Here is a 24,598-nt window from a genome sequence, read left to right on the forward strand (position 1 = left end):
CGCTCCCACAGGGTTATGCGGTGCTTAGATGATCTGTGACACAGCACAAATGACTGTGGGAGCGAGCTTGCTCGCGAAGGGGCCGGTAAAGGCGCCAAAAACTATCGGGAAGAAACGCGGTAGACCCGCTCCTCCAACCGCGTCACGCCCGCCTGCAAGAACTTTCCACTCTCCCCCAGCACATCCTGCTCTTCCAGCATCTGAACCTGCCAGACATCCCCCAGCAACCGCTGCACTTCATCATCGCCCACCGCAAACGGCGGCCCCGGCATCTGCGCCTGATCGTAATCCAGCGTAATCAACAACCCCTGCACACCCTGCGGCAGAATGTGCTGAAGATGCGCCGCATAACGCTCACGCATCGGCGCGGGCAAGGCAATCAGCGCGGCACGGTCGTACAACGCCGTGCAATCGGTCACATCGCTCGCCGTCAGCGCAAAGAAGTCACCGCACCACAATTCGACAGCTTCGCCGCGATAGACCTTGAACGCGCCTTTCTGGCTGATCTGCGGCTGCAACTGATGCTCATTGAAAAAATCCTCGATCGCCTTTTCCGACAGTTCGATCCCGAGCACCTGATGACCGCGTCCGGCCAGCCACGCCAAATCCAGACTTTTCCCACATAAAGGCACAAGCACTCGCGCCGTTTCCGGAACCGCCCAGTGCCGCTGCAAATACGGGTTTACCTCGGGCAGATGAAAACCGATCTGCCCGGAAGCCCACTTCTTGTGCCAAAACTCAGGCTGCATGCATCACTCCCAATAATTCGATCAAAAAGCGTTAAAACTTATATTAGATTTAGATCAATGATCTGACTGAAGATGAGGCCATCTTAACGCTCAGGAACCCATCATGTTTCCCAGCCTGTTTATTTCCCACGGTTCACCCATGCTGGCACTGGAACCCGGCGCCAGTGGCCCGGCGCTGGCACGTCTCGCAGCCGAATTACCGAAACCCAAAGCCATCGTGATTGTTTCTGCGCATTGGGAAAGCCATGAGTTGCTGGTCAGCAGTCATCCGCAACCGGAAACCTGGCACGACTTCGGCGGCTTTCCGCGTGCATTGTTTGAAGTGCAGTACCCGGCGTCGGGCAATCCGCAGTTGGCTGCCGAGGTGGCTGATTTGTTGACAGCCAACAACCTGCCCGCCCGCCTCGACCCGCAGCGCCCGTTCGATCACGGTGTTTGGGTACCGTTGTCGCTGATGTACCCGCAGGCGGATATTCCCGTGGTGCAGGTTTCGCTGCCGAGCCGCGCTGGCCCGGCGCTGCAAACCCGGGTTGGCCGAGCGCTGGCGAGCTTGCGCGATCAGGGCATTTTGCTGATCGGCTCCGGCAGCATCACCCACAACCTGCGCGAACTGGACTGGCACGCCGGCCCGGAAAGTGTCGAGCCGTGGGCGCGGGATTTCCGTGACTGGGTGATCGAGAAACTGGCGGCTGACGATGAGGCGGCGCTGCATGACTATCGCCAACAGGCACCGCATGCGGTGCGCAGTCATCCGAGTGATGAGCATTTGTTGCCGCTGTATTTTGCCCGGGGTGCGGGCGGTGAGTTCAGCGTGGCGCACAAGGGATTCACTATGGGTGCGCTGGGCATGGATATTTATCGTTTCGGTTAACAGCAAAAGATCGCAGCCTTCGGCAGCTCCTACATCTGGAACGCGTTTCCCCGTAGGAGCTGCCGAAGGCTGCGATCTTTTGATCTTGAAAAACAGGCAAAAAAAATCCCCGAACCAGTCGGGGATTTTTTATGTTCGATCAATCAGCCCAAGGGCGGATCAATCTTCGCGATAGCGACGCAGTTTCAGCTGCTTACCGGCAACGCGAGTGTCCTTCAGTTTGGTCAGGAGTTTGTCCAGACCATCTTCCGGCAGCTCGACGAGGCTGAAGCTGTCACGCACCTGGATGCGACCGATTGCTTCACGGGCCAGACCGCCTTCGTTAAGGATGGCGCCCAGCAGGTTTTTCGCAGCGATACCATCACGCGCGCCCAGCGCGGTACGGCAACGAGCACGGCCTTCGCCCAAAGGCATTGGCGCGCGACGCTCGCGATCACCACGATCAGGACGATCACCGGTGCGCTCAGGACGGTCGCCACGCGGTGCGTTGTTCGGCACCAGTGGACGTTCCTTCTCGATGGCAGCCAGGTTCAGCGCTTGACCGTTGGTGGCTTTGCGCAGCAGCGCAGCAGCCAGAGCACGCGGGGTGCAGCCGATGTCCGCAGTCAGACGATCGAGCAGCTCACCGTGAGTCGATTCGGCATCAGCAACCAGCGGCGACAGGCTGTTGGTCAGTTTCTTGATGCGTGCATCGAGAACAGCTTGAGCGTCCGGCAGGCGTACTTCGGCAACTTTCTGACCGGTTACACGCTCGATCACTTGCAGCATGCGGCGCTCACGTGGAGTCACCAGCAGCAGTGCACGACCTTCGCGACCGGCACGGCCAGTACGGCCGATACGGTGAACGTAGGATTCCGGATCGTATGGCATGTCAACGTTGAACACGTGAGTGATGCGCGGAACATCCAGACCACGAGCAGCAACGTCGGTCGCCACCACGATGTCCAGACGGCCATCTTTCAGCGAGTCGATGACGCGCTCACGCTGGTTCTGGGCGATGTCACCGTTCAGCGCCGCGGCTTTGTAGCCTTTGGCGTCGAGGGCGCTGGCCAGATCCAGGGTCGCTTGCTTGGTGCGCACGAACATGATCAGCGCGTCGAAGTCTTCCACTTCCAGCAAGCTGAGAACGGCCGAAGTCTTCTGGTCAGCGTGAACCAACAGGTGAGCCTGTTCGATCGCGGTAACGGTCTGGGTCTTGGTCTGGATCTTCACGTGTTGCGGATCGCGCAGATGGCGTTCGGCAATGGCGCGGATCGACTGCGGCAGGGTAGCCGAGAACAATACGGTCTGACGGGTCGGTGGCAGAGCCTTGAAGATGACTTCCAGGTCATCCATGAAGCCCAGTTTCAACATTTCGTCAGCTTCGTCGAGAACCAGGTGGTTCACGGTCGACAGCACTTTTTCGTCACGACGCAGGTGGTCGCACAGACGGCCCGGAGTGGCGACAACGATCTGTGCACCATTACGGATTGCTTTCAGTTGTGGGCCCATAGGCGCGCCGCCGTAAACGGCCACAACAGTAACGCCCGGCATTTGCTTGGCGTAGGTTTCGAAAGCGGTTGCTACTTGCAGCGCCAACTCACGAGTTGGCGCCAGGATCAGGGCTTGCGGTTCGCGCTTGGCAGGATCGATGCGGTGCAGAATAGGCAGTGCGAACGCGGCGGTTTTACCGGTACCGGTTTGCGCCTGGCCAATCATGTCCTGGCCGGCCATGATGATCGGGATCGATTGCTGCTGAATCGCCGAAGGCTCTTCGTAGCCAGTCGCTGCGACGGCTGCAAGAATATTCGGGTTAAGATTAAAAGCGGCGAATCCGCCGGTTTCCTGGGTCATGGGTCTGCCTCTAAGTGCATCCGCAAAGACCCATGCTCCAAAGCTGCGCATGCCGTGTTGAGACTCAAGAGTCGCCCTGGCAGCTTTGTCGGCGGGGATTTGCGAAAACGAATGAATGAAAAAAAGAATCGTCCGGGAAGAGCCCGCAATGCGGACGTGCAGCCGAAGCTGACTTCGGGAAATTGCGCTACCTAAACGCGGCCCGGTTAAAGGCCGGCGCGCACTATACCGGATTTTGCCCAAAAAGGGAGCTTTTTTTATTGCCAAAATACCTGTGTCACCGCTGTGTAACGGGGTTTTGCGGATAATCGCGCCAAGGTCTATTTTTCAAAGGCCCGGCCCTGCGGGCGATGACGCTTAAACGATTCACCGACCTGCGGCATTCGGTCGCTGCACCCGCCCTTCCTGCCCGAGGATCCAGCCATGAATCAGCCCTGCCCCGGCCGCGTCAGCCGTGAACGCCGTGGTCACATCCACCTGATCGGCCTTGATCGAGCGGCCAAGCGCAATGCTTTCGACCTCGACCTGCTGAACGACCTGAGCCTGGCCTATGGCGAGTTCGAGGCCGACAGCGAGGCGCGGGTAGCGGTGGTGTTCGGACACGGCGAACACTTTACCGCCGGTCTGGATCTGGTGAATGCCAGCGGCGCACTCGCTCAGGGCTGGCGGGTTCCGACCGGCGGTTGCGATCCGTGGGGCGTTTTCGTCGGACCACGGGTGAGCAAACCGGTGATTGTTGCCGCGCAAGGTTATTGCCTGACCATTGGTATCGAATTGATGCTGGCCGCCGACATTAACCTGTGCGCGAGCAATACCCGTTTTGCGCAGATGGAAGTGCAGCGTGGGATCTTTCCTTTTGGTGGTGCGACTTTACGTTTTCAGCAGATCGCCGGATGGGGCAATGCGATGCGCTGGTTGCTGACCGGGGATGAGTTTGATGCGCACGATGCATTGCATTTGGGGTTGGTGCAGGAAGTGATGGCCAGTGAAGATTTGTTGCCGAGGGCGATTGAGTTGGCTGAGCGGATTGCCCGGCAGGCGCCGCTGGGCGTGCAGGCGACGTTGATGTCGGCGCGCCAGGCGCGTTATGAGGGTGAGACAGCGGCGGCGCAGGGGTTGCCGGCGCTGGTGAAGAAGTTGTTGGCCAGTGAGGATGCCAAGGAGGGGGTGCGGTCGCTGGTGGAGCGGCGACCCGGGATCTTCAAAGGGATCTAACCCGCCCTGTAGGAGCTGCCGAAGGCTGCGATCTTTTGACCTTGATCCCATCAAAAACAAGATCAAAGGATCGCAGCCTTCGGCAGCTCCTACAGGGGTGGACGGTCAGGTCGCCGGGCGAATGGCGTTGATCAACGACTGCAACGAATACCCCAGCCGCGGCGCCAGCGCTTCGGCCCGAGCGGTCAGCGCCTGCATGTCCAGCGCCTGATCGAGATCCGCCGGGACAATCAGAATCACGTTGCCCTCCTTCACCGGCAATTCCCAATAGTGCCGGTGATAGAGCCCGCGCAACAACGCCGCACCCAGTGGCTTGCCGTCATCGGTCGCCCACTGATTGATCACCAGCCAGCCGCCCGGATTCAAGCGCTTCTGGCAGTCGCCGAGAAAACTCCAGGCCAGATGGCCGACGCCCGGCCCGACGTCGGTATACAGGTCGACGAAAATCAGGTCCGCCGGCTCAGCCGTCGGCAGCAGTTCAAGGGCGTCGCCGACGCGAATGTACAGCCGCGGATCATCATCGAGGCCAAGGTATTCAATGGCCAGACGCGGCACGTCAGGGCGCAGTTCAATCGCCTCGACATCCTCCAGCGGCAGAAACTTGAGGCAGGCCTGAGTCAGGGTCCCGGCGCCGAGCCCGAGAAACAGCGCACTCTCCGGCTGCTCATGGCACAACGCACCAATCAGCATCGCGCGGGTGTAGTCGTATTCCAGCCAGCTAGGATCAGCCGTGAACACGCAGCTCTGCTCAATGGCATCGCCGAACTCGAGAAAGCGGTAATCGGCCACTTCCAGCACGCGAATCACGCCGAACTCATCCTGTACTTCGGCGAGCAGATGCTCGACGCGCTCCTCAGTCATTTCGTCTCCTGATGGTCACCGGGCGCGGTGACGCGATGGCACCGCTGTGGTGCCGTGGCAAAGCGGCGATTGTCGGCGATGGGGCGGGAGCAGGTCACGCACTAATTGCTGCTAACATGGCCTTCCGTGCGTAGACCCCTAGAGACCGTGATGAGCCAACCGTGGAGCCCTGACAGCTGGCGCGCCCTGCCGATCCAGCAACAACCCCAATACCCCGACGCCGCGCACTTGCGCCAGGTCGAGCAAACCCTGGCCAGTTATCCACCGCTGGTGTTTGCCGGCGAAGCGCGCGAATTGCGCCGTCAGTTTGCCGAAGTCACTCAAGGCCGGGCCTTCCTGTTGCAGGGCGGTGATTGTGCGGAAAGCTTTGCCGAGTTCTCCGCAGCGAAGATTCGCGACACCTTTAAAGTGTTGCTGCAAATGGCGATTGTCATGACCTTCGCCGCCGGTTGCCCGGTGGTCAAGGTTGGGCGCATGGCCGGTCAGTTCGCCAAACCGCGTTCGGCCAACGACGAGACCATCGACGGCGTGACCCTGCCGGCTTATCGCGGCGACATCGTCAACGGCATCGGTTTCGACGAGAAAAGCCGAGTACCGGATCCGGAGCGTCTGCTGCAGTCCTATCACCAGTCCACTGCCACGCTGAACCTGTTGCGCGCGTTCGCTCAGGGCGGTTTTGCCGACCTGCATCAGGTGCACAAGTGGAACCTCGACTTCATCGCCAACTCGGCGCTGGCCGAGAAGTACAGCCACTTGGCCGACCGCATCGATGAAACCCTGGCGTTCATGCGCGCCTGTGGCATGGACAGCTCGCCGCAACTGCGCGAAACCAGTTTCTTCACCGCCCACGAAGCGCTGCTGCTGAACTACGAAGAAGCGTTCGTGCGTCGCGACAGCCTGACCAATGATTACTACGATTGCTCGGCGCACATGCTGTGGATCGGTGACCGCACCCGCCAGCTCGGCGGCGCTCATGTCGAATTCCTCCGTGGCGTGAACAACCCGATCGGCGTGAAGGTCGGCCCGAGCATGAATCCGGATGATCTGATCCGCCTGATTGATGTGCTCAACCCGGACAACGATCCGGGGCGCCTGAACCTGATCGCGCGGATGGGTGCGAACAAGGTGGGTGATCACCTGCCGGCGCTGATCCGCGCAGTGCAGCGTGAAGGCAAGCAGGTGCTGTGGAGCTCCGACCCGATGCACGGCAATACCATCAAGGCCAGCAGCGGCTACAAGACCCGCGACTTTGCGCAGATCCTCGGTGAAGTCAAACAGTTCTTCCAGGTGCACGAGGCGGAAGGCAGCTATGCCGGCGGCATTCACATTGAAATGACCGGGCAGAACGTCACCGAGTGCATCGGTGGTGCGCGGCCGATTACAGAAGATGGCTTGTCGGATCGCTATCACACGCATTGTGACCCGCGGATGAATGCTGATCAGTCGCTGGAGTTGGCATTCCTGATTGCTGAAACCCTGAAACAGGTTCGGCGCTAAACGAGTCGCAAACCTGTAGGAGCTGCCGAAGGCTGCGATCTTTTGATGTTGATCTTATAAAAAACAGGATCAAAAGATCGCAGCCTTCGGCAGCTCCTACAGGGATCAGTCCAGTTGTGCCAATGCCACCCGCAACCGCCCCGCACTCTCGCGCTGACAATTGAGCTGCACTCGCGCAAGCCCCAGCCAATCCGCCATCCGCCGCAAATTCAGCGCCAGCGCCAGCATCCCTTCCTCATCCAGCCCCGGCTCTTCCTCGTGCAGCGCATGCACCGCCAACTGCCCCGCCGCCCGCTCAGCCCGTAAATCCACCCGCGCGGCAATCCGTTCGTTGTGCAAGAACGGCAACACGTAGTAGCCGTAAACCCGCTTGTCCTGCGGCGTATAAATCTCCAGGCGATACCTGAAGTCGAATAACCGTTCGGTCCGGCTACGCTCCCAAATCAATGAATCAAACGGCGACAACAGCGCACTGGCCACGACCTTGCGCGGGACTTTCGGCTCCGGCAGGCAATAGGCGATCTGCCGCCAACCGGCGACTTCGCACATCTGCAGTTGCCCGGCCTCGACCAGTTCCGCCAGACGCGGACGCGCATCCGAAGGATTCAGACGAAAGTAATCCCGCAGGTCTTTTTCAGTACCGACGCCCAAGGCCTGCGTCGCGTGCAACAACAGACCACGCTGCGCCTCGGCCTCATCAGGCAATGCCTGTTGCAGAATTGAAGACGGAATCACCCGCTCCGGCAAATCATACAAACGCTCAAAACCACGACGCCCCGCCACCGTCACTTCACCGGCCGCAAACAACCACTCCAGCGCATGCTTTTCCGCGCTCCAGTCCCACCACGGTCCGGCCTTGTCTTCGCGAGTCGACAGGCTGCCGGCACCCAACGCGCCCTGCTCTTCAACCGAACTCAACACCCGGCGAACGACGTCCTGCTGCTCGCGTCCGAATTTCGCCAGTTGCTGATAGATATCCTCGCCGCGCCTGGCTCGCTGCATGCGCCACGCCATCAACGGATACATCGACAGCGGCAGCAACGACGCTTCATGTCCCCAGTATTCAAAGAGCGTACGACGTCGCCCCGAACTCCAGGCAGCCTGGTCGAGCAAGTCGGAAGAATAGGTTCCCAGACGGGAAAATAGCGGCAGGTAGTGCGAGCGCACCACGGCATTGACGGAGTCGATTTGCAGCAGGCCCAGCCGTTCGATCAGCCGGTTGACGTGGGCAGCGTTGACAGCCGGCGGCTGGCGCCCGTTGAAGCCTTGGGCCGCCAGCGCCAGTCGTCGCGCCTGTTTAAGGGAAAAGGCCAGAGTCGCGGGCATGAGCATCTCCTTGTCTGCTCGCAACCTACCTCAGTCCAGAAGGTTTTGTGTAGCAATGGCCTCATCATTTATGCATCGGATCATCCCAGAATGGGCGAACCGACTCGTGTTCGACGTCGGCACGACTGACGCCGATGTCTTTCAACGCTTCGTCGCTCAGACTGGCGAGCAGCTCGCGTTCACGGTGCAGTTCATACCAGCGGCTAAACTTGTGCAGCAGGTCGGAAACGATATGGCCGTGGCCGGAAAATTTTGCGTCGTCTACATACTCTCTTTGACCTTTCATCGTGTTGCCTCCTTTGTGGATGGCTCAAGTCTCGCGCCAGCGCTAAGATCAATCCAACGAATGTTTCTGATGGCATGCATCACGGAGATTCATCAATTGTCGGCCTACCCCAGTATTGATACCGATGTCCTGCGCACCTTCGTCGCCATCGCTGATCAGGGCGGTTTCACCCGCGCCGGCGAAATGGTCAACCGCACACAGTCGGCGGTGAGCATGCAGATGAAGCGTCTGGAAGAAGACGTGTTGCAGCGTCAGTTGTTCGAGCGCGATGGGCGCCAGGTGCGACTGACCGCCGAAGGCCAGGTGCTGCTCGGTTACGCGCGGCGCATCCTCAAGCTGCACAGTGAAGTGTTCAACACATTGCGTGAGCCACACATGGTCGGCACGGTGCGCATCGGCACGCCGGATGATTACGTGATGCGCTTTCTGCCGGGGATCCTCTCGCGGTTTGCGCAGTTCTATCCGTTGATCCAGATCGAAGTGCACTGCGAATCGACCAAGCAGCTGCTGCAACGCACCGATCTGGACCTGTCGATCGTTACCCGCGAGCCGGGCAACGAGATCGGCCAGTTGCTGCGCAAGGAGCGTTTCGTCTGGGCCGAGGCGCAGAATTTCAGCGCCCACGAACAGACGCCGCTGCCCTTGGCGATGTTCAACAGTGATTGTTTCTGCCGCTTGTGGGCATGTAATGCGCTGGATGCGATGGGCCGCGAATACCGCATCGCCTACAACAGCACCAGCCTGTCGGCGTTGATGGCCGTGGTCAGCGCCGGTCTGGCGATCACCGCGCAGCTGGAAAGCCTGATCACCCCGGACATGCGCATTCTTGGCACCGCCGAAGATCTGCCGCTGCTGCCCGAGGCCAGCATCATGCTGATCCGCAACCTGAACAATCCGTCGCCGATCACCGAGTGCCTGGCCGAGCACATCGTCGAAGGCTTCAAACTTTAAACGCGAGCATCACCGCACACAGCACCAGGAAACCGCAGAACAGCCCACGCAGGAGTTTTTCCGGCATGGCGTGGGCGACTTTCACGCCCCAACTGATGCTCGCCAGACCGCCGATGGCCAGGGGCAAACCGATCATCCAGTCCACTTCGTGGTGGACCGCATAGGTCACCAGAGTGACGCCCGTACTGGGCAAGGCCAGCGCCAGCGACAAGCCTTGAGCAACAACCTGTGTGGTGCCGAACAAGCTGGTCAGCACGGGCGTTGCCACCACCGCGCCGCCAACACCGAACAAACCGCCCATGGCCCCGGACGCCGCGCCGAGCACGCCAAGCCATGGCCAGGAATAACGCATTTCGGAAGTCGCAGCGGGTTGTTTGCCGAACATCTTCAGCAGGTTGAACGCAGAGAGCACCACCAGGAACACGACAAAGCCGATGCGCATGGTTTGCGCATCGATGCCCACCGCCCAGATCGAACCGAGCCAGGCAAAGCAGAAGCCCATCACCGCCAAGGGCAGCGCATGCCGCAGTTCGATACGATTGCGCTGGTGATAACGCCACAGTGCGAGCATGACATTCGGCACGACCATAACCAGCGCCGTGCCTTGGGCGATCTGCTGATCCAGCCCAAACCACACGCCGAGCAACGGAATGGCAATCAAGCCGCCACCGATACCGAATATTCCGCCGAGCGTGCCAAGGGCGGCGCCGAACAGCAGGTACAACAAAACATCCATCACAACCGAATTCCTCTTGCGTCAGGCGGCTCATCCTACGCAGTCGTGGCTGGCGGGGAAACGCACAGCAACGCACAATGGCTGTGCCGATTTCGCACAGGCGTTAAGCTGATCATGAACCCCAATCAATTGACCGACCAACTCGGGCTGTTTCTCGACGTCCTGGAAAGCGGCAGTTTTTCCGCCGCTTCACGTCGCCACCCGCTGACACCTTCTGCCGTCGCGCGACGGATCGACAGCCTGGAAAGCGCCGTTGGCAGCCAGTTGTTTATTCGTAGTACCCATGCCGTAAGAGCAACACCCGCCGGCCTGGCGTTTGCCGAACGCGCCCGGCGCATTGTCGCCGAGTTGCAATTGGCGCGGGCCGAAGCCGTGTCCCTGAGCAGCGCGCCGGAAGGTTTGATTCGCATCGACGCCCCGGCCGCGTTCGGGCGACGGCATCTGGCGCCGGTGATCGCTGACTTTCTCGTCCTCTACCCGGGGCTCGATGTGCAACTGCACCTGATCGACAGCTTCGTCGACATGGGCGGCTCGAACCTGGGCAAAGTCGATCTGGTGCTGCGCGCCGGGCAAATGGCCGATACGCGCCTGGTGGCCACGCCACTGGCGAGCATGGTGCGTATCGCCTGCGCCAGTCCTGACTACCTCAAACGCCGGGGTATTCCCGGCAGTCCGGCGCAACTGAGCGAGCATGACGGTCTGGATTGGGAAGGCTTAGCCCCGCCCTTCGCCTGGCGGTTCGAGCAGGACGGTCAGATGCAATTGCACCGTCCGGCGCGGATTCGCATGAGCGCCAATAACGCTGAGGCACTGGTGTGTGGTGCCTTGGCGGGGTTAGGTGTTGCGCATTTGCCGACCTGGCTGGCAAGCGAATATCTGCTACGCGGGGAACTGGTCCCGCTGTTCTGCGACAACGGTCTGCCGAAACCGGAATCCACCGGTATCTACGCCTTGCGCATGGAACAGCAAACCCATTCGCGCAGCCGTCTACTCCTCGAATATCTCAAGACCCGTTTCAGTCCGGTGCCTCCGTGGGATCTGGCCCTACAGCGGGATCTGGGCAGGCATTAGCCTTGGAGAATTATCTGGCGCATTAAAGATTCGAGCGCTAGATTCATGTCCATCACCGATCAAGGCTTTGACATGACTTCCGAACGCGACACCTGTGACGACCTGCTACTGGATAACCAGGCCTGCTTCGCCCTGCATTCCACTTCGTTGATGATGACCAAGGTCTACAAGCCGCTGCTACAAGCGCTTGGCCTCACCTATCCGCAGTACCTGGCGATGATGGTGTTGTGGGAGAAGGACGGTTTGACCGTCGGAGAAATCAGCACTCGGCTGCTGACCGATCCGGGTTCGCTGACACCACTGCTCAAGCGCCTGGAAGGCGAAGGTTTGCTCAGCCGCACACGCAGTCGGGAAGATGAGCGGGTGGTGATTGTTGAACTGACCGAGCAAGGCCGAGCGCTGAAAGAAAAAGCCCGGACGGTCCCGCCCTGCATCCTCGGCGCCAGCGGCTTTTCTCTGGAGCGCCTGCAGAAGCTGCAATCTGAACTGCAAGCGCTGCGTAGCCATCTGCAAGACAGCCTCTCCTGAGTCCACCCTCCCCCCTGTAGGAGCTGCGGCACGCCGCGATCTTTTGACCTTGGCTCTTCAAGATCAAAAGATCGCAGCGTGCCGCAGCTCCTACAAGTGTTTTAGCCACTCTCTATGGCGCTTCCTGCACTCATCACGAACCAACACGAATCTTTTTTCAAAATTTTATCTTGCGCGCTAAACATTAGCGCGATACATTCACCTCGCACTTACTTAGCGCGCAAACAATTAGCGCAGACAGACACATTCAATGAGGCTCACACCATGCAAACTCTCTACACCGCAATCGCAACCTCCACTGGCGGCCGTGATGGTCGTGCGATCTCCAGCGACAACATTCTCGACGTCAAACTCGCCACCCCGAAAGAACTCGGCGGTGCCGGTGGCGCAGCGACCAACCCTGAGCAACTGTTCGCTGCCGGCTATTCGGCCTGCTTTATCGGTGCGCTGAAATTCGTTGCCAGCCAGACCAAACGCAAAATCCCTGACGACGCCTCGATCACCGCCCATGTCGGTATTGGCCAGATCCCTGGCGGCTTCGGTCTGGACATCGACCTGCACATCAGCCTGCCAGGTCTGGAACAAGCCGACGCACAGTCACTGGTTGATGCCGCTCACCAGGTCTGCCCGTACTCGAACGCCACCCGTGGCAATGTTGATGTACGCCTGCACGTCACCGTCTAACAAAGCAAAAGATCGCAGCCTGCGGCAGCTCCTGCACCGATCATGTAGGAGCTGCCGCAGGCTGCGATCTTTTGATCTTGCCTTCAGGCACAAAAAAGCCCGACTCAATGGTCGGGCTTTTTCTTTCCGCAAAAAGCAGTGCTTATTTGGCACGGCCTTTGTAGGAACCGCCTTCGCGGGTGTCGATCTCGATCTTGTCACCGATTTCGATGAAGTCAGCAACTTGCAGCTCAGTACCGTTGGCCAGCTTGGCTGGCTTCATGACTTTGCCGGAAGTGTCGCCACGAGCCGAACCTTCGGTGTAGTCAACTACGCGCACGATAGTGGTCGGCAGCTCTACGGAAACCAGACGCTCTTCGAAGAAGATCGCTTCGCAAACATCGGTCATGCCTTCTTCAACGAAAGGCAGAACGGCTTCGATGTCTTCAGCGTTCAGCTCGTACATGGTGTAGTCAGTGGTGTCCATGAACGTGTAGGTGTCGCCGCTGATGAAGGACAGCGTCGCTTCTTTGCGGTCGAGGATTACGTCGTCCAGTTTGTCGTCAGCGCTGTAAACGATCTCGGTCTTGTAACCGGTCAGCAGGTTTTTCAGCTTGGTCTTCATGATCGCGCTGTTACGGCCCGATTTGGTGAATTCAGCTTTCTGAACCAGCCAAGGATCGTTCTCGAGACGGATCACGGTACCGGGTTTCAGTTCTTTACCAGTTTTCATTGCGAATATCCGAATTTGGATGGGATTTACAAAAATCTAGGCCGCGTATCATATCCAATTTAGGTAAAACTGTACCAGCGCTGCGGCAAGATCGGCCTGCAAGCCTTGTTCCAGACACCATTTTTCAGCATTTTCCTGCAGTTCCGGCCAGTGTTTGCGGCTTGCCAGCCAATGTTCACCGATCGGTTGACTGGCACTCCACGCCCGCCACAGACCGTTCATCGCCTCAGCGGCGGCCGGCGACAAGCCTTTTGCGTAGAGCGCGAGGAAGGCATCGAGCTTGTCCAGATGGATGTCTTCGTCCTGCTGATAGATGTGCCAGAGCATCGGCCGCCCCGCCCACTGCGCCCGCACGAACGAATCCTCGCCACGCACCGCGTTGAAATCGCAGCACCAGAGCAAGTGATCATATTGATCCTGTCGGACGAACGGCAGCACCTGTACGGTCAACGCCTCACGCCTGTGAATCGCACCGACGCTCAGGGTTTCGACGGCCAGCCACTGGGCGACATCCCCTAGCACGCGCCCTTCCGGCACCAGCAGATGAGTTGGCTGACTGTCAGTCGACAACACATCGAGCCAACTGGCGAGCCCCGCGTTTTCGTAAGCAAACAGCGAGATCAGTTGCGCACCCTCTGCGCGATTAACCCCCAGACCTTGCAGGAATGTTCGCTGCGCTTGAGCGTCTTGCTGAAACTGCCTACGCCGCTCCAGCAAACCACCTTCACGCAACAAACCGCCCGTTCCGGCCTGGAATCCCGGAAAGAAGAAGAATTTCTGCACCGTTTTGTATTTGACCGACGGCAATCCATGGCAACCGATCACCCAGTCTTCGGCGCTGAGATAGTCGAGGTTCATCCACAGTGGCGGCTGCTCGCGCGCAGCCATCGCGTCCATGTAGTCAGTGGGCAACTGGCAGGCAAATGCGGCGATCACGACATCGGCGGCGTCAGTGTGCGACCACTCGGCCGGCCAGTGTCGCACTTCGACGCCATGCTGCCATTGCTGTGCCTGGTGGATATCGATCTCGGGGCGGATACGTTCAAACGCACGCAAATCATCGACCCACAAACGCACCGGCAAACTGTGCTCGGCCACCAATTGCCGGGCCAAACGCCAGGTCACGCCGATGTCGCCAAAGTTGTCGACGACGGTGCAGAAAATATCCCAGCGGGGTTTCAATTCCGGCATTCAAGGCTCCCGTTGGCAAAAACAGCGATTGTCCGCATAAATGACCTCACGCAGAAGAGCCGACGGCGATTAATCTTCGTGCGACAATCGCCACTTGCCCGTCATCATCCGCCAGGAGGCTGCCATGCCCTATCGCTCCAATCCGCGTCGCCCTCTGCCTGTTCAGCTAAGTGCGCTGCATTTGGCCGGCAGCATTGCCCTGGGCATGTGGCTGGGCTTTCTCGCCATTGCGCTGACCTGCTGGCTGCTGTCGCATTTTGTGTTCAAAGAACAACTGGTACCGGTGGCTCAAGCGGTGCAGCAACTGGCTAATCCGCCCACCGTGCAGGTGCAGCCGGATATTCCGCCGCAAAGCCCGCTGTTCGACCAGTACGAAGAAAACCTGCGCAAGAACGAACAGCAGGCTCGACTCGATCAAGTGCGCAGCAGCTCGCGGAATCAGTCGAACCCGAAATGCCAGTTCTGGCTGCAACAGGATCAGACGGCTCCGAGCGAAAAGAGCCGCGCCAACGTTTTGCAATTCTGCGACTGATCATGAACAAACATATCGTCCACCAACTGATTCTCGACAAACTGCGCATCGACCTCGACACCGCCGAACGCGCCGCACAAACCGCTTACGAAACCGCGACCCACGAAGAAAACATCGCCGAAAACAAGTACGACACGCTGGGTCTTGAGGCGTCGTATCTGGCGGCCGGACAGGCGAAACGTGTCGAGGAAATTCGTCAGTCACTGGCGCTGTGTCAGAACCTGAGCCTGCGTGCCTACGATGAAAATCGTGGAATCGAAGTCGGCGCCCTGCTCGGTCTGGAAGACGAAAAGGGTCGCGAGCAATGGCTGTTTCTGGCACCGGATGCGGCAGGCCTGAAAGTCGACGTAGTCGGTCAGCCGATTACCGTCATCACCCCGCGCTCGCCGCTGGGCAAAGGTCTGCTGGGCAAATGCGAAGGCGATGAGGTGGAGATACTGGTGGCGGGCACCCGGCAACAGTTTGCCGTCACCGAGGTGCTCTGATTCAACGGATCAGTGAACCGGCAGTTCGACGCCGTCGAACAGCTCTTCCAGTTCCTGCTTGTTGTGGCACTGAATGGCTTTGGCCATCACTTCGCGGGTCAGGTGCGGGGCAAACTTCTCGATGAAGTCGCACATGAAACCACGCAGGAAGGTGCCGCGACGGAAACCGATCTTGGTGATGCTCGATTCGAACAGTTCGCTGGCATCCAGCACCACCAGATCGTTGTCGAGTTTAGTATCGACGGCCATTTTGGCGACGATGCCCACACCCAGGCCCAGGCGCACGTAAGTTTTGATCACGTCGGCGTCGGCAGCGGTGAACACCACTTTCGGCGTCAGGCCGCGATGGCTGAACGCTTCGTCGAGTTTCGAACGACCGGTGAAACCGAACACGTAAGTCACGATCGGGTATTCGGCCAAGGCTTCGAGAGTCAACTTCGGCAGCTTGGTCAGCGGGTGACCCTGCGGCACCACCACGCAACGGTTCCAGCGGTAGCACGGCATCATCACCAGGTCGCCGAACAGCTCCAGAGCCTCGGTGGCAATGGCGAAATCGACGGTACCGTCAGCGGCCATCTCGGCGATCTGCATCGGCGAGCCCTGGTGCATGTGCAGCGCCACGTCCGGGTATTGCTTGATGAAATTGCTGATCACCGGTGGCAGCGCATAACGGGCCTGGGTGTGCGTGGTGGCGATCGACAGGGTGCCTTTTTTCTCGTTGGAAAATTCCTGAGCGATCTGTTTGATGCTTTCGACCTTGCGCAGAATCTCACCAGCGGTGGTGATGATGCGCTCGCCGGCCGGGGTCACGCGGGTCAGGTGCTTGCCGCTGCGGGCAAACACTTCGACGCCAAGTTCGTCTTCCAGCAGGCGGATTTGTTTACTGATGCCCGGTTGCGAGGTGTAAAGGCTTTGGGCTGTAGCGGAAACGTTGAGGTCGTGGTGCGCCACTTCCCAGATGTAGCGCAATTGTTGAAGCTTCATATGAATCCCTCAAAGCAGGTAGACGCCACGGGCATCAGCGACGGTATATAACTATATTAATGGTTTGAATAATAAATCTAGAACTTTTTTATCAAAGCGCCATTATTCCTGCCTTAGCGATCCTCCCGCCGCCGACGCTCCACCAACGGCACCAGATAAACCGGCACTTTGGCCAGTTGCAGGACCCGCGCTGCCGTGCGTCCCAACGGCGTTTCCGCGCCTACCCCATGGCTGTGACTGCCGACGATCAGCAGATCGACAGAGAGTTTCTGCACCTGGTCGAGAATCACTTGCGACGGATCGCCCTGCACCACGCGCACCGCGCGAATGCGTTGCAGGTCCTGCTCGCCTTCATCCCCCAGTTCTTCGCGAAAACTTTCCAGCACCCGCTGCTCGATATTGGCGATGACTGTTTTCAGACCCTGGCTGTGAAATTCGTTCAATGCCTGCTCGTCGAGATAGCTCTGCAACACCGATTCGGCAAACAGCCCCATCGGCTCCACCGCGTGCACCACGTACAAATCGGCATTGAACGTTCGCGCCAACGCCAGGGCATGCTGCATCACTAACGGTGCGTACAGACCGAGGTCAGTGGCATACAGCATCGAACGAATCATATGACCTCCTCGCGTGCCAACATGGCGGAGATTTGATTCAGCTTAGCAGTGCCTTGGCGAGTACGACGTGCGACGCAACGTCTTGAAGCACAGGGGCTTTAGATCGACGGCTCGTTGCTGATCCCGTGGGGGACGTGGCCGGTGGCGACCACTTCGCGGGCGAGTTCGCAGTGGCCGGCCTGATCGTCGAAAAACACGTCGGCGGCAAACGCCTCGAGAAACGCCGACTTGGTCAGGCCACCGAGAAACAGTGACTCGTCGAGACGAATGTCCCACTCGCGCAAGGTGCGGATCACCCGCTCATGCGCGGGCGCCGAACGCGCAGTCACCAGCGCTGTGCGGATCGGGCAGTCATCATCAGGAAACTCGCGCTGCAACAGATTGAGCGCCGCCAGAAAGCCTTTGAACGGCCCGCCGCGCAATGGTTCGCGCGCCGCCTCGCGCTCCTTGGCCTGAAACGCTTCCAGCCCGCCGGACTGATAAATACGCTCAGACTCATCGGAAAAAATCACTGCGTCACCGTCGAAGGCGATGCGTAATTCATCGCTGGCGGCGCGGCTGGCGCCTCCGGACAGAATGGTCGCGGCGGCGAAACCGGCGTCCAGTGCCGCACGCACATCCTCGGCATGGGTCGAGAGAAACAGATCGCAACCAAAGGCTTTGAGATACGGATAAGGACTGCGCCCGCCCACAAATGCTGCGCGGGAAATCGCCAGACCGTAATGGTGAATCGAGTTGAACACGCGCAGCCCGGTGTCGGCGCTGTTGCGCGAGACCAGAATCACCTCGACCCGTGCACGGCCGAGGCGACTGTTCAGGCTCAGGAGTTTTTCCACCAGCGGGAAGGCATCGCCGGGCGCGAGGATCTCGTCTTCGTGCTCGATCTGGTATTGCCGATAGGCTTCAACGCCGCTCGACAGGTAAACCTTGTGGCTTTCGCTCAGGTCGAACAAGGCACGCGACGAGATCGCCAGCACCAGTTTGTCATCAATGTTCTTCGCCATGTTTGCCCCCAGCACCCGCAAAAAAACAACTCAAGTGTTGCGTCGATCAATAAAGCTCAATGTTCGATACAGCGCCTCGATTCGCGGCAGTTCACACCCCGCCGCCTTGGCTGCCGCCAGTGGTCGGGCGTAGATCGCCTCCAGCTCCAGCGGTCGCTTGTGCAAAAAGTCGTGATACATGCTCGGCCAGTAGTCGGCCATTTTCTCGGTCATCGTGAACAGGAAATCGGCATAACCGGATGGCACTTCCAGACCACACGCTTTGGCGCCCTGCACCACTTCGGCCATCAACGCCTGAATCAACGCGCGGCTGTCGGCATCGGCCATCAGCGGCGTGGTACTGGCACCGAGCAGCACCGAGAGACCGTTATAAGGAATGTTCCAGATCAGTTTCTGCCAGCGTGCCTGATGCAGATTGGGCATCGCCTGGGAATCGATGCCGGCGGCGCGGAACAGTCCCGAACCTTCCTCGACAAGCGCCATACGCGCAATGTCATCGGCCGCCGGGCCGCTGTGGTAGCCGACGTTCACCGCGCCAAGTGCTTGATGGGTCACCTGCCCGGGGCCGTCGCGATGCACGCAGATCAGGCACAGACCGCCGAGCAGATGCAACGAGTCAGGCAGCCGTTCACGCAGGCTGTCCTCGACGTCGAGGCCGTTTTGCAGCACCAGCACTTTTGCATCGGGTTTTGCCGCTTGAATGATCGACGGAGCCAGGCTGGCATTGCTGGTGGTCTTGGCGCCCACCAGCAGCCAGTCGCACTTGGGCATGTCTTCAGCCGAAGAGTAGGCCTGCACCGGGTTGAGCGTCAGCAGGCCATGCACCGCGCTGTCCACCTGCAAGCCGCGCTCGGCCACCGCGGAAAACTCGCTGCGCAACAGAAAGTACACATCGAAGCCGGCGCGCGCCAGCATCAGACCGTAAAACCCGCCGATGGCACCGGTGCCGATAATCCCCACGACCGGTTTGTTGATTGTCCCCATTTATGGCAACTCCTCTGCAATTCGACCCAGTGCCTGCACCAGCGCCGCGTTCAACGCTTCGACCGTCAGGCGCGTGTGCAATGCCCCAAAGAACTCGCCGTCGCGCACCACAAACAGCGCCGGCAAATGAAAGACCTGATAGCGCTCCACCAGCCCGCCGTTGTCGCCGGCATCGATCCAGCACAGGCGATCAATCCCCAGCGCCAGATCCGGCAACACTTCGCGGGCATAACGGCAACTGGCGCAGCCGACGCTGGTGAAAATCACCAGCGAAACGCCGCTCATCGCCAATAGCCGTTGGTCGGCGTCGAAATCGGTCAGTTCGGATTCGACCACTATACTGGGGGAAACAATGTCAAATGGCCGACACAGGGAGTCTGTGCTCATGGGACGTTTCATTCCTCATCCGGACGAGGTGCCGGTTGAATTAACCTTGCTCAAGCCTGAGTGTATTTCCAGGCAACAGCTGCACACTATCAGCCTCGGCGGCATCGCTTGCAATTACCACCGTGCCTGGCGTCATGGCACGGCTCTGCAGGTACGCATGCCGACGCTCAATGCCGACATCTGCTACCCGGGCTATGTGGCGTGGTGCCTGCGGCGCAAAAAAGGCTATCTGGTGGGCATCGCGTTTACCGATGAGCAGACGCTGTTCAGCGCGCGAATGGGTGAGCAGGTGTGTCAGATCGAACGCTTTTGCCGCATGAACGAAAGCCACGATGACCTCCAGGACATTCAGGCGCTGGCCCTGCAATGGGTCGAGCAACACGCCGACGAGTTCTCTCATGACAGCGTGCGCAAGGCTTTCGCCCAGCCAGTGCTGGACTGACCGTCTTCTCCAAACCGTTACATGCCCATTGTCGAGCAGGCGCTTTACGCGCTAAGGTTCCGCTCCCCGACGCGCTTAAATCTGCTGTGCTCCGCCGCGCGGGGATCGCTGGCGGCCGGCACCCGTGACCTGACGAGTAAACGATGGCTGATTTACCGATCAACGACCTAAACGTCGCCTCTAACGAGACCCTGATCACTCCCGATCAGCTCAAGCGTGATATCCCTCTGAGCGACGCTGCCCTGCGCACCGTCACCAAGGGCCGCGAAGTCATTCGCAACATTCTTGATGGCACCGACCACCGTCTGTTCGTAGTGATCGGCCCGTGCTCGATCCACGACATCAAGGCTGCCCACGAATACGCCGATCGCCTGAAGGTGCTGGCGGAGGAAGTCTCCGACACCCTGTATCTGGTCATGCGCGTGTATTTCGAGAAGCCACGCACCACCGTCGGCTGGAAAGGCCTGATCAACGATCCGTACCTGGACGACTCGTTCAAGATTCAGGACGGTCTGCACATCGGTCGTCAGTTGCTGCTGGATCTGGCCGAAAAAGGCCTGCCGACCGCGACCGAAGCCCTCGACCCGATCTCCCCGCAGTATCTGCAGGACCTGATCAGCTGGTCGGCCATCGGCGCGCGCACCACCGAATCGCAGACTCACCGGGAAATGGCTTCCGGCCTGTCCTCGGCCGTCGGCTTCAAGAACGGCACCGACGGTGGCCTGACCGTGGCGATCAACGCCTTGCAGTCGGTGTCCAGCCCGCACCGTTTCCTCGGTATCAACCAGGAAGGTGGCGTGTCGATCGTCACCACCAAAGGCAACGCCTACGGTCACGTAGTGCTGCGCGGCGGTAACGGCAAGCCGAACTACGATTCGGTCAGCGTGGCCCTGTGCGAACAGGCGCTGGACAAGGCGAAGATCAAGCCGAACATCATGGTCGATTGCAGCCACGCCAACTCCAACAAGGACCCGGCCCTGCAACCACTGGTGATGGAGAACGTCGCCAACCAGATCCTCGAAGGCAACCAGTCGATCATCGGCCTGATGGTCGAGAGTCACCTGAACTGGGGTTGCCAGGCCATTCCGAAAGACCTCGCCGACCTGCAATACGGCGTGTCGATCACCGATGCATGCATCGACTGGTCTGCCACCGAGAACACCCTGCGCAGCATGCACGCCAAGCTCAAGGACGTGTTGCCGAAACGCCAGCGCGCCTGACCGGCGTTTTGCAGGCATAAAAAAACGCCGGGCAGTGCCCGGCGTTTTTGTGTGTGGGATTCAGATTTTCGCGGCGCGGCGCTGATGACGTTCCATGTAGCGCTCGACGTAGGAGCATGACGGGATCACCGTGTAGCCCATTTCTTCGGCGTACTGCAAAGCGCTTTCTGTCAGCGCTGCCGCTATGCCCCGGCCGCGCAAGGCATTGGGCACGAATGTGCGATAGATATCCAGGGTCTGTTTCCCCAGATCCATATAGGTCAGGTAGGCACGATGACCGTCCACATTGGTCTCGAACTGATGACCAGCCTGGTCATGGTGGATGGACAACGCCTCGCTCATCACTACTCCTCGCGGGTCTTGAATTCTGACCCCTACCTTACCGATGTTTTTCCGGCGAAGGAACATCTACGCCACCCCGTGCCTGATGGACACCGAGAAGAGCCACACCGATCTCGCGCAACCTGGCACTTGATAAATAGTAGGCACCATTGGCAAAAATGCTCAAGGTGCGCTCGTCATCAAGCGGGTTGACGGGGGTTGCTCCAAAGGACGCAGAGGTGAATGGGGAGAAGATCTTCCCGGGCCACTCACCTGAACATTGCCGGATGTTGAGACTTAAGACGTGCAGCCTTTTTTAAAGTCACCTCAACATGGACAAAGATAAGCGAAGCAGCGCGCAAAATCGGAACAAAAGTGTCGACGAATTCATCTAGACAGACTTTAGCCAAGACTGCAAAAACAGCACGTGGCAACGGGAACTTTTTCTCATTAACTCGCTCAGCTCGGGGCTTGCAGCTGGGTATTTTTTAAACAGCGCAGTTAAAAGTTGCTCGAAAAAGAATCAACGCCTACAATTTTTTTTGCTTCTTGCCTTACGTCAGTTTACTTACTACAAGTAATGGGTAGTATGTACGCCGGCTATTTCCTCAATCGTGAGGAGACAGCCACTTAATTTGAAAGTCCTTGAAGGGGAACACGATGAACAACGTTCTGAAATTCTCTGCTCTGGCTCTGGCCGCAGTTCTGGCTACCGGTTGCAGCAGCGCATCGAAAGAAACCGAAGCACGTCTGACCGCTACTGAAGACGCAGCTGCTCGCTCCCAGGCTCGTGCAGACGAAGCTTACCGTAAAGCTGATGAAGCTCTGGCTGCTGCTCAAAAAGCACAACAGACTGCTGACGAAGCTAACGAGCGTGCTCTGCGCATGCTGGACAAAGCTAGCCGCAAGTAATAATCCCTCGGGATTGTTATCAAGCCGACCCGATTTTTCGGGTCGGCTTTTTTGTGCCCGGTGCTTTTCCCGGGCAATAAAAAACCCGCCGACGCTACAGGCATCGGCGGGTGTTTAACCTCGACTTACTGCTGCAAGTCGATCGGTGTGTTCGAGACCATCGGCGCCGAGGTATTCGGCGTGCCGATTTCAGTTGGCAGACCATCTTCAGCTGCGACCACATCACGCACCACATCCCAGTTCACGCGCAGGTTGCTGGTGACGTCTTCACGCTTGAGCATCGCATTGATCACGGCCGTGTGCTTGTCGACCACCGACGGGTTGCCCTTGTCGTCGATCGGCGTGTGCGCTTCCAGATAGACCTTGCCGCCACTGCTGCCGAACTTGTAGGCATCGTTGAGGATGCGCACCGACGTGCCTACCGGGACCATGCTGGCCATTTCCAGCACGTTGTTGTTGAACATACGGAAGCAGCCGTGGCTGGTGCGCATGCCGATACCGAATTTCTTGTTCGAACCGTGGATCAAGTAACCCGGCGTGCCGAGGGTGAACTTGAACGGACCCAGCGGATTGTCCGGGCCTGCCGGCACGACGTTTGGCAGCGGGTCGCCATCAGCAGCGTGCTCAGCCTTGATCGACGCCGGAGGTGTCCAGGTCGGGTTTGGCGTCTTGGCGGTGATCGAGGTATGCGCAATCGGCGAACCCCAGCCCTCACGACCGATACCCAGCGGGAACGTGTACACCACGTTGCGGCCTTTCGGGAAATAGTAGAGGCGGTATTCGGCAAGGTTGATGACGATGCCTTCACGCGGGCCCGGCGGCAGAATGAAACGGGTCGGCAAGACGATTTCGGTGCCGGCGCCCGGCAACCAGGCATCGACGCCCGGGTTGGCCGCAACCATTTCCGAGTAACCCAGATCGTACTTCGTGCCCAGATCGGCGAAGGTGTCTTCGTACTTGGCTTTGATCACCTGCACCTGACCGATGATGTCTTCACCGGGTGGTGGCAGGGGAAACTCCAATGCAGCAACGGGACCGGCCACACACAGGGCGGCAAGTGACAGGCAGCGGGTGACGGCAGGAAAGCGCGGCAACATCCGGAAAATCCTTCGCATGATCATCAAGGGTATAAGAGCGTGATTGTACACCGCACCCCGGGCGTTCGGGGAGACAGCCCGATAGGCAGACAGAACTCTTCATGTTGGAGCTGCCGCAGGCTGCGATCTTTTGACTTCAGAGCTCGAACCGCAATTCCGGCCAGATCGGCGAGGTGCCGCGCTTCTGCGACTCCAGAATCGCCCGGCACAGCGAGCACAGGCGCTGATCCTGAAACACCCGGCGATCCACGCTCGACCAGCGCGGTTGCGCCGGCAGCAGACTGCCGCAGAGGGTGCGATCGGCCGAACCACCGAGTTCGAGTTGACGGGTCACCAGATGCACCCGCACTTCCTGGCAGGCGAACAGATCCAGCTGCTCGTCAGGCTCGATCAGTTGGTAGGCAAACAGGGACCAGGCAGAACGCGACATCGGGGGCTCCAAATAAGGGGGCGCCACATTAGCCGAAAGCCTGCCCGTAGAAAAGCCTCATAACAGCGGTTTTAGCGTCGGCCAGACATTTTCCAGCAACTTGCCCTGAGCCCCGGCCGCCGGGTGCAGACCATCGGCCTGCATCAAGTCCGGATGACCGCCCACGCCGTCGAGGAAAAACGGCACCAGCGGGATCTTTTTATCGTCGGCGAGTTTGCCGTAGACCTCGGCGAAGGCATCGGTGTAACGCTTGCCGTAGTTGGGCGGCAGTTGCATGCCGAGCAGCAGCACCTTGGCTCCGCTCTGGCGGGAGCTGTCGATCATCGAGGCAAGATTTTGTTGCAATTGAGTTGGCGGCATTCCGCGCAAGCCATCGTTGCCGCCCAGCTCGAGGATCACCAGCTCCGGCTTATGCTCTGCAAGCAGCGCCGGCAGCCGCGCCTGGCCTCCGGCACTGGTGTCGCCGCTGATCGAGGCATTGACCACTTTGTCGTCGAAACCCTCCTGTTTGAGCCGTTGCTCGAGCAACGACACCCACCCCAAGCGGGTATCCAGTCCGAAACCGGCGCTGATACTATCGCCAACGATCAGGACAGTACCCGCCGCTGCGTTCTGGGCCATGCACATCAAGGCCAGGCCAGCACTCAAAAACCACACACGCATCGGATTCTC

At 59.2% G+C, this 24,598-nt stretch carries 29 protein-coding genes; 12 read left to right on the plus strand and 17 right to left on the minus strand.

What is annotated here, in order from left to right:
* Positions 1–101: 101 nt before the first annotated feature.
* On the minus strand, positions 102–749 hold the full coding sequence (locus P3G59_RS20260; RefSeq protein ID WP_277758707.1) for a thiopurine S-methyltransferase: 648 nt from the start codon (positions 747–749) through the stop codon (positions 102–104).
* A 103-nt stretch (positions 750–852) separates the two neighbouring features.
* On the opposite strand from P3G59_RS20260, the gene P3G59_RS20265 reads away from it, so the two are divergent.
* Positions 853–1,620, plus strand: a complete 768-nt coding sequence (locus P3G59_RS20265; protein WP_277758708.1) for a class III extradiol ring-cleavage dioxygenase — start codon at positions 853–855, stop codon at positions 1,618–1,620.
* A gap of 159 nt (positions 1,621–1,779) precedes the next feature.
* Here P3G59_RS20265 and P3G59_RS20270 read toward each other — a convergent pair whose 3' ends face one another.
* Positions 1,780–3,453, minus strand: coding sequence for a DEAD/DEAH box helicase (locus tag P3G59_RS20270; protein ID WP_123453007.1), 1,674 nt, complete (start codon positions 3,451–3,453; stop codon positions 1,780–1,782).
* 423 nt (positions 3,454–3,876) lie between these two features.
* Between P3G59_RS20270 and P3G59_RS20275 the strand changes: the two genes are divergently transcribed.
* Positions 3,877–4,668, plus strand: a complete 792-nt coding sequence (locus P3G59_RS20275; protein WP_277758709.1) for a crotonase/enoyl-CoA hydratase family protein — start codon at positions 3,877–3,879, stop codon at positions 4,666–4,668.
* Positions 4,669–4,773: 105 nt separating this feature from the next.
* On the opposite strand, the gene P3G59_RS20280 is transcribed toward P3G59_RS20275, so the two are convergent.
* Complete coding sequence (locus P3G59_RS20280) at positions 4,774–5,529, minus strand: spermidine synthase (RefSeq protein ID WP_277758710.1); 756 nt, start codon at positions 5,527–5,529, stop codon at positions 4,774–4,776.
* Positions 5,530–5,679: 150 nt separating this feature from the next.
* On the opposite strand from P3G59_RS20280, the gene P3G59_RS20285 reads away from it, so the two are divergent.
* Positions 5,680–7,026 (plus strand): 3-deoxy-7-phosphoheptulonate synthase class II, encoded by a 1,347-nt coding sequence (locus P3G59_RS20285; protein WP_277758711.1) that lies wholly within the window; start codon positions 5,680–5,682, stop codon positions 7,024–7,026.
* 105 nt (positions 7,027–7,131) lie between these two features.
* Here the strand turns inward: P3G59_RS20285 and P3G59_RS20290 are convergent, their stop codons facing one another.
* Positions 7,132–8,352: a winged helix-turn-helix domain-containing protein gene (locus P3G59_RS20290; RefSeq protein WP_277758712.1), complete on the minus strand. Its 1,221-nt coding sequence runs from the start codon at positions 8,350–8,352 to the stop codon at positions 7,132–7,134.
* Positions 8,353–8,416: 64 nt separating this feature from the next.
* On the minus strand, positions 8,417–8,638 hold the full coding sequence (locus P3G59_RS20295) for a DUF1127 domain-containing protein (RefSeq protein WP_095048457.1): 222 nt from the start codon (positions 8,636–8,638) through the stop codon (positions 8,417–8,419).
* 96 nt (positions 8,639–8,734) lie between these two features.
* Between P3G59_RS20295 and P3G59_RS20300 the strand changes: the two genes are divergently transcribed.
* Positions 8,735–9,589 carry a LysR substrate-binding domain-containing protein gene (locus P3G59_RS20300; protein ID WP_277762183.1) on the plus strand — a complete coding sequence of 285 codons (855 nt, stop codon included), beginning with the start codon at positions 8,735–8,737 and terminating at the stop codon, positions 9,587–9,589.
* Here P3G59_RS20300 and P3G59_RS20305 read toward each other — a convergent pair.
* Positions 9,579–10,328 (minus strand): sulfite exporter TauE/SafE family protein, encoded by a 750-nt coding sequence (locus tag P3G59_RS20305; protein WP_277758713.1) that lies wholly within the window; start codon positions 10,326–10,328, stop codon positions 9,579–9,581. The genes P3G59_RS20300 and P3G59_RS20305 overlap by 11 nt on opposite strands.
* Positions 10,329–10,439: 111 nt before the next feature.
* Between P3G59_RS20305 and P3G59_RS20310 the strand changes: the two genes are divergently transcribed.
* From P3G59_RS20310 to P3G59_RS20320, 3 genes are all read left to right on the plus strand, one after another.
* Positions 10,440–11,396 carry a LysR family transcriptional regulator gene (locus P3G59_RS20310; RefSeq protein WP_277758714.1) on the plus strand — a complete coding sequence of 319 codons (957 nt, stop codon included), beginning with the start codon at positions 10,440–10,442 and terminating at the stop codon, positions 11,394–11,396.
* A 72-nt stretch (positions 11,397–11,468) separates the two neighbouring features.
* Entirely contained in the window at positions 11,469–11,924 is a 456-nt protein-coding gene (locus P3G59_RS20315) for a MarR family transcriptional regulator (RefSeq protein WP_277758715.1), read from the plus strand.
* Positions 11,925–12,188: 264 nt separating this feature from the next.
* Positions 12,189–12,608, plus strand: coding sequence for an organic hydroperoxide resistance protein (locus tag P3G59_RS20320; RefSeq protein ID WP_034155242.1), 420 nt, complete (start codon positions 12,189–12,191; stop codon positions 12,606–12,608).
* Between the two features lie 142 nt (positions 12,609–12,750).
* On the opposite strand, the gene P3G59_RS20325 is transcribed toward P3G59_RS20320, so the two are convergent.
* Complete coding sequence (locus tag P3G59_RS20325) at positions 12,751–13,320, minus strand: elongation factor P (protein ID WP_007908599.1); 570 nt, start codon at positions 13,318–13,320, stop codon at positions 12,751–12,753.
* Positions 13,321–13,368: 48 nt separating this feature from the next.
* Positions 13,369–14,511 carry an elongation factor P maturation arginine rhamnosyltransferase EarP gene (gene earP, locus P3G59_RS20330; RefSeq protein WP_277758716.1) on the minus strand — a complete coding sequence of 381 codons (1,143 nt, stop codon included), beginning with the start codon at positions 14,509–14,511 and terminating at the stop codon, positions 13,369–13,371.
* Positions 14,512–14,635: 124 nt separating this feature from the next.
* Between earP and P3G59_RS20335 the strand changes: the two genes are divergently transcribed.
* A complete protein-coding gene (locus tag P3G59_RS20335; RefSeq protein WP_277758717.1) occupies positions 14,636–15,043 on the plus strand; it encodes a hypothetical protein in 408 nt (135 codons plus the stop codon).
* Positions 15,044–15,045: 2 nt separating this feature from the next.
* Positions 15,046–15,528: a transcription elongation factor GreAB gene (locus tag P3G59_RS20340; protein ID WP_277758718.1), complete on the plus strand. Its 483-nt coding sequence runs from the start codon at positions 15,046–15,048 to the stop codon at positions 15,526–15,528.
* 9 nt (positions 15,529–15,537) lie between these two features.
* On the opposite strand, the gene cysB is transcribed toward P3G59_RS20340, so the two are convergent.
* The 5 genes from cysB to P3G59_RS20365 all read right to left on the minus strand — a co-directional run bounded on the left by cysB (position 15,538) and on the right by P3G59_RS20365 (position 19,504).
* On the minus strand, positions 15,538–16,512 hold the full coding sequence (gene cysB, locus P3G59_RS20345; RefSeq protein WP_007908591.1) for an HTH-type transcriptional regulator CysB: 975 nt from the start codon (positions 16,510–16,512) through the stop codon (positions 15,538–15,540).
* 113 nt (positions 16,513–16,625) lie between these two features.
* Complete coding sequence (locus P3G59_RS20350) at positions 16,626–17,129, minus strand: universal stress protein (protein WP_103304737.1); 504 nt, start codon at positions 17,127–17,129, stop codon at positions 16,626–16,628.
* A gap of 98 nt (positions 17,130–17,227) precedes the next feature.
* Positions 17,228–18,133, minus strand: a complete 906-nt coding sequence (locus tag P3G59_RS20355) for a 5'-nucleotidase (RefSeq protein ID WP_201237345.1) — start codon at positions 18,131–18,133, stop codon at positions 17,228–17,230.
* Between the two features lie 30 nt (positions 18,134–18,163).
* Entirely contained in the window at positions 18,164–19,117 is a 954-nt protein-coding gene (locus P3G59_RS20360) for a putative 2-dehydropantoate 2-reductase (protein ID WP_277758719.1), read from the minus strand.
* Positions 19,118–19,504, minus strand: coding sequence for a thioredoxin family protein (locus P3G59_RS20365; protein WP_277758720.1), 387 nt, complete (start codon positions 19,502–19,504; stop codon positions 19,118–19,120).
* On the opposite strand from P3G59_RS20365, the gene P3G59_RS20370 reads away from it, so the two are divergent.
* Positions 19,503–19,946, plus strand: a complete 444-nt coding sequence (locus tag P3G59_RS20370) for a PilZ domain-containing protein (RefSeq protein ID WP_277758721.1) — start codon at positions 19,503–19,505, stop codon at positions 19,944–19,946. The two genes, P3G59_RS20365 and P3G59_RS20370, sit on opposite strands and share 2 nt — an antisense overlap.
* A 143-nt stretch (positions 19,947–20,089) precedes the next feature.
* Positions 20,090–21,166, plus strand: a complete 1,077-nt coding sequence (locus tag P3G59_RS20375) for a 3-deoxy-7-phosphoheptulonate synthase (protein ID WP_277758722.1) — start codon at positions 20,090–20,092, stop codon at positions 21,164–21,166.
* A gap of 60 nt (positions 21,167–21,226) precedes the next feature.
* Here the strand turns inward: P3G59_RS20375 and P3G59_RS20380 are convergent, their stop codons facing one another.
* Entirely contained in the window at positions 21,227–21,508 is a 282-nt protein-coding gene (locus P3G59_RS20380; protein WP_003226804.1) for a GNAT family N-acetyltransferase, read from the minus strand.
* Positions 21,509–22,147: 639 nt separating this feature from the next.
* Here P3G59_RS20380 and oprI point away from each other — a divergent pair.
* Positions 22,148–22,399: an outer membrane lipoprotei OprI gene (gene oprI, locus P3G59_RS20385; protein ID WP_003199355.1), complete on the plus strand. Its 252-nt coding sequence runs from the start codon at positions 22,148–22,150 to the stop codon at positions 22,397–22,399.
* A 125-nt stretch (positions 22,400–22,524) separates the two neighbouring features.
* Here oprI and P3G59_RS20390 read toward each other — a convergent pair whose 3' ends face one another.
* The 3 genes from P3G59_RS20390 to P3G59_RS20400 form a co-directional block, all read right to left on the minus strand.
* A complete protein-coding gene (locus P3G59_RS20390) occupies positions 22,525–23,496 on the minus strand; it encodes a L,D-transpeptidase family protein (RefSeq protein WP_277758723.1) in 972 nt (323 codons plus the stop codon).
* Between the two features lie 136 nt (positions 23,497–23,632).
* On the minus strand, positions 23,633–23,926 hold the full coding sequence (locus tag P3G59_RS20395; protein WP_007908575.1) for a hypothetical protein: 294 nt from the start codon (positions 23,924–23,926) through the stop codon (positions 23,633–23,635).
* 57 nt (positions 23,927–23,983) lie between these two features.
* Positions 23,984–24,589: an arylesterase gene (locus P3G59_RS20400; protein WP_016985507.1), complete on the minus strand. Its 606-nt coding sequence runs from the start codon at positions 24,587–24,589 to the stop codon at positions 23,984–23,986.
* Between the last annotated feature and the right edge of the window lie 9 nt (positions 24,590–24,598).

This window comes from Pseudomonas sp. A34-9, assembly GCF_029543085.1.
Taxonomy (GTDB): Bacteria; Pseudomonadota; Gammaproteobacteria; order Pseudomonadales; family Pseudomonadaceae; genus Aquipseudomonas.

Excerpts from the sequence above, each read along its gene's own strand:
- P3G59_RS20260 (WP_277758707.1), bottom strand. The coding sequence starts at position 749 with ATGCAGCCTGAGTTTTGGCACAAGAAGTGGGCTTCCGGGCAGATCGGT.
- P3G59_RS20265 (WP_277758708.1), top strand. The coding sequence starts at position 853 with ATGTTTCCCAGCCTGTTTATTTCCCACGGTTCACCCATGCTGGCACTG.
- P3G59_RS20270 (WP_123453007.1), bottom strand. The coding sequence starts at position 3,453 with ATGACCCAGGAAACCGGCGGATTCGCCGCTTTTAATCTTAACCCGAAT.
- P3G59_RS20275 (WP_277758709.1), top strand. The coding sequence starts at position 3,877 with ATGAATCAGCCCTGCCCCGGCCGCGTCAGCCGTGAACGCCGTGGTCAC.
- P3G59_RS20280 (WP_277758710.1), bottom strand. The coding sequence starts at position 5,529 with ATGACTGAGGAGCGCGTCGAGCATCTGCTCGCCGAAGTACAGGATGAG.
- P3G59_RS20285 (WP_277758711.1), top strand. The coding sequence starts at position 5,680 with ATGAGCCAACCGTGGAGCCCTGACAGCTGGCGCGCCCTGCCGATCCAG.
- P3G59_RS20290 (WP_277758712.1), bottom strand. The coding sequence starts at position 8,352 with ATGCCCGCGACTCTGGCCTTTTCCCTTAAACAGGCGCGACGACTGGCG.
- P3G59_RS20295 (WP_095048457.1), bottom strand. The coding sequence starts at position 8,638 with ATGAAAGGTCAAAGAGAGTATGTAGACGACGCAAAATTTTCCGGCCAC.
- P3G59_RS20310 (WP_277758714.1), top strand. The coding sequence starts at position 10,440 with ATGAACCCCAATCAATTGACCGACCAACTCGGGCTGTTTCTCGACGTC.
- P3G59_RS20315 (WP_277758715.1), top strand. The coding sequence starts at position 11,469 with ATGACTTCCGAACGCGACACCTGTGACGACCTGCTACTGGATAACCAG.
- P3G59_RS20320 (WP_034155242.1), top strand. The coding sequence starts at position 12,189 with ATGCAAACTCTCTACACCGCAATCGCAACCTCCACTGGCGGCCGTGAT.
- P3G59_RS20325 (WP_007908599.1), bottom strand. The coding sequence starts at position 13,320 with ATGAAAACTGGTAAAGAACTGAAACCCGGTACCGTGATCCGTCTCGAG.
- earP (WP_277758716.1), bottom strand. The coding sequence starts at position 14,511 with ATGCCGGAATTGAAACCCCGCTGGGATATTTTCTGCACCGTCGTCGAC.
- P3G59_RS20335 (WP_277758717.1), top strand. The coding sequence starts at position 14,636 with ATGCCCTATCGCTCCAATCCGCGTCGCCCTCTGCCTGTTCAGCTAAGT.
- P3G59_RS20340 (WP_277758718.1), top strand. The coding sequence starts at position 15,046 with ATGAACAAACATATCGTCCACCAACTGATTCTCGACAAACTGCGCATC.
- cysB (WP_007908591.1), bottom strand. The coding sequence starts at position 16,512 with ATGAAGCTTCAACAATTGCGCTACATCTGGGAAGTGGCGCACCACGAC.
- P3G59_RS20350 (WP_103304737.1), bottom strand. The coding sequence starts at position 17,129 with ATGATTCGTTCGATGCTGTATGCCACTGACCTCGGTCTGTACGCACCG.
- P3G59_RS20355 (WP_201237345.1), bottom strand. The coding sequence starts at position 18,133 with ATGGCGAAGAACATTGATGACAAACTGGTGCTGGCGATCTCGTCGCGT.
- P3G59_RS20360 (WP_277758719.1), bottom strand. The coding sequence starts at position 19,117 with ATGGGGACAATCAACAAACCGGTCGTGGGGATTATCGGCACCGGTGCC.
- P3G59_RS20370 (WP_277758721.1), top strand. The coding sequence starts at position 19,503 with ATGGGACGTTTCATTCCTCATCCGGACGAGGTGCCGGTTGAATTAACC.
- P3G59_RS20365 (WP_277758720.1), bottom strand. The coding sequence starts at position 19,504 with ATGAGCACAGACTCCCTGTGTCGGCCATTTGACATTGTTTCCCCCAGT.
- P3G59_RS20375 (WP_277758722.1), top strand. The coding sequence starts at position 20,090 with ATGGCTGATTTACCGATCAACGACCTAAACGTCGCCTCTAACGAGACC.
- P3G59_RS20380 (WP_003226804.1), bottom strand. The coding sequence starts at position 21,508 with ATGAGCGAGGCGTTGTCCATCCACCATGACCAGGCTGGTCATCAGTTC.
- oprI (WP_003199355.1), top strand. The coding sequence starts at position 22,148 with ATGAACAACGTTCTGAAATTCTCTGCTCTGGCTCTGGCCGCAGTTCTG.
- P3G59_RS20390 (WP_277758723.1), bottom strand. The coding sequence starts at position 23,496 with ATGTTGCCGCGCTTTCCTGCCGTCACCCGCTGCCTGTCACTTGCCGCC.
- P3G59_RS20395 (WP_007908575.1), bottom strand. The coding sequence starts at position 23,926 with ATGTCGCGTTCTGCCTGGTCCCTGTTTGCCTACCAACTGATCGAGCCT.
- P3G59_RS20400 (WP_016985507.1), bottom strand. The coding sequence starts at position 24,589 with ATGCGTGTGTGGTTTTTGAGTGCTGGCCTGGCCTTGATGTGCATGGCC.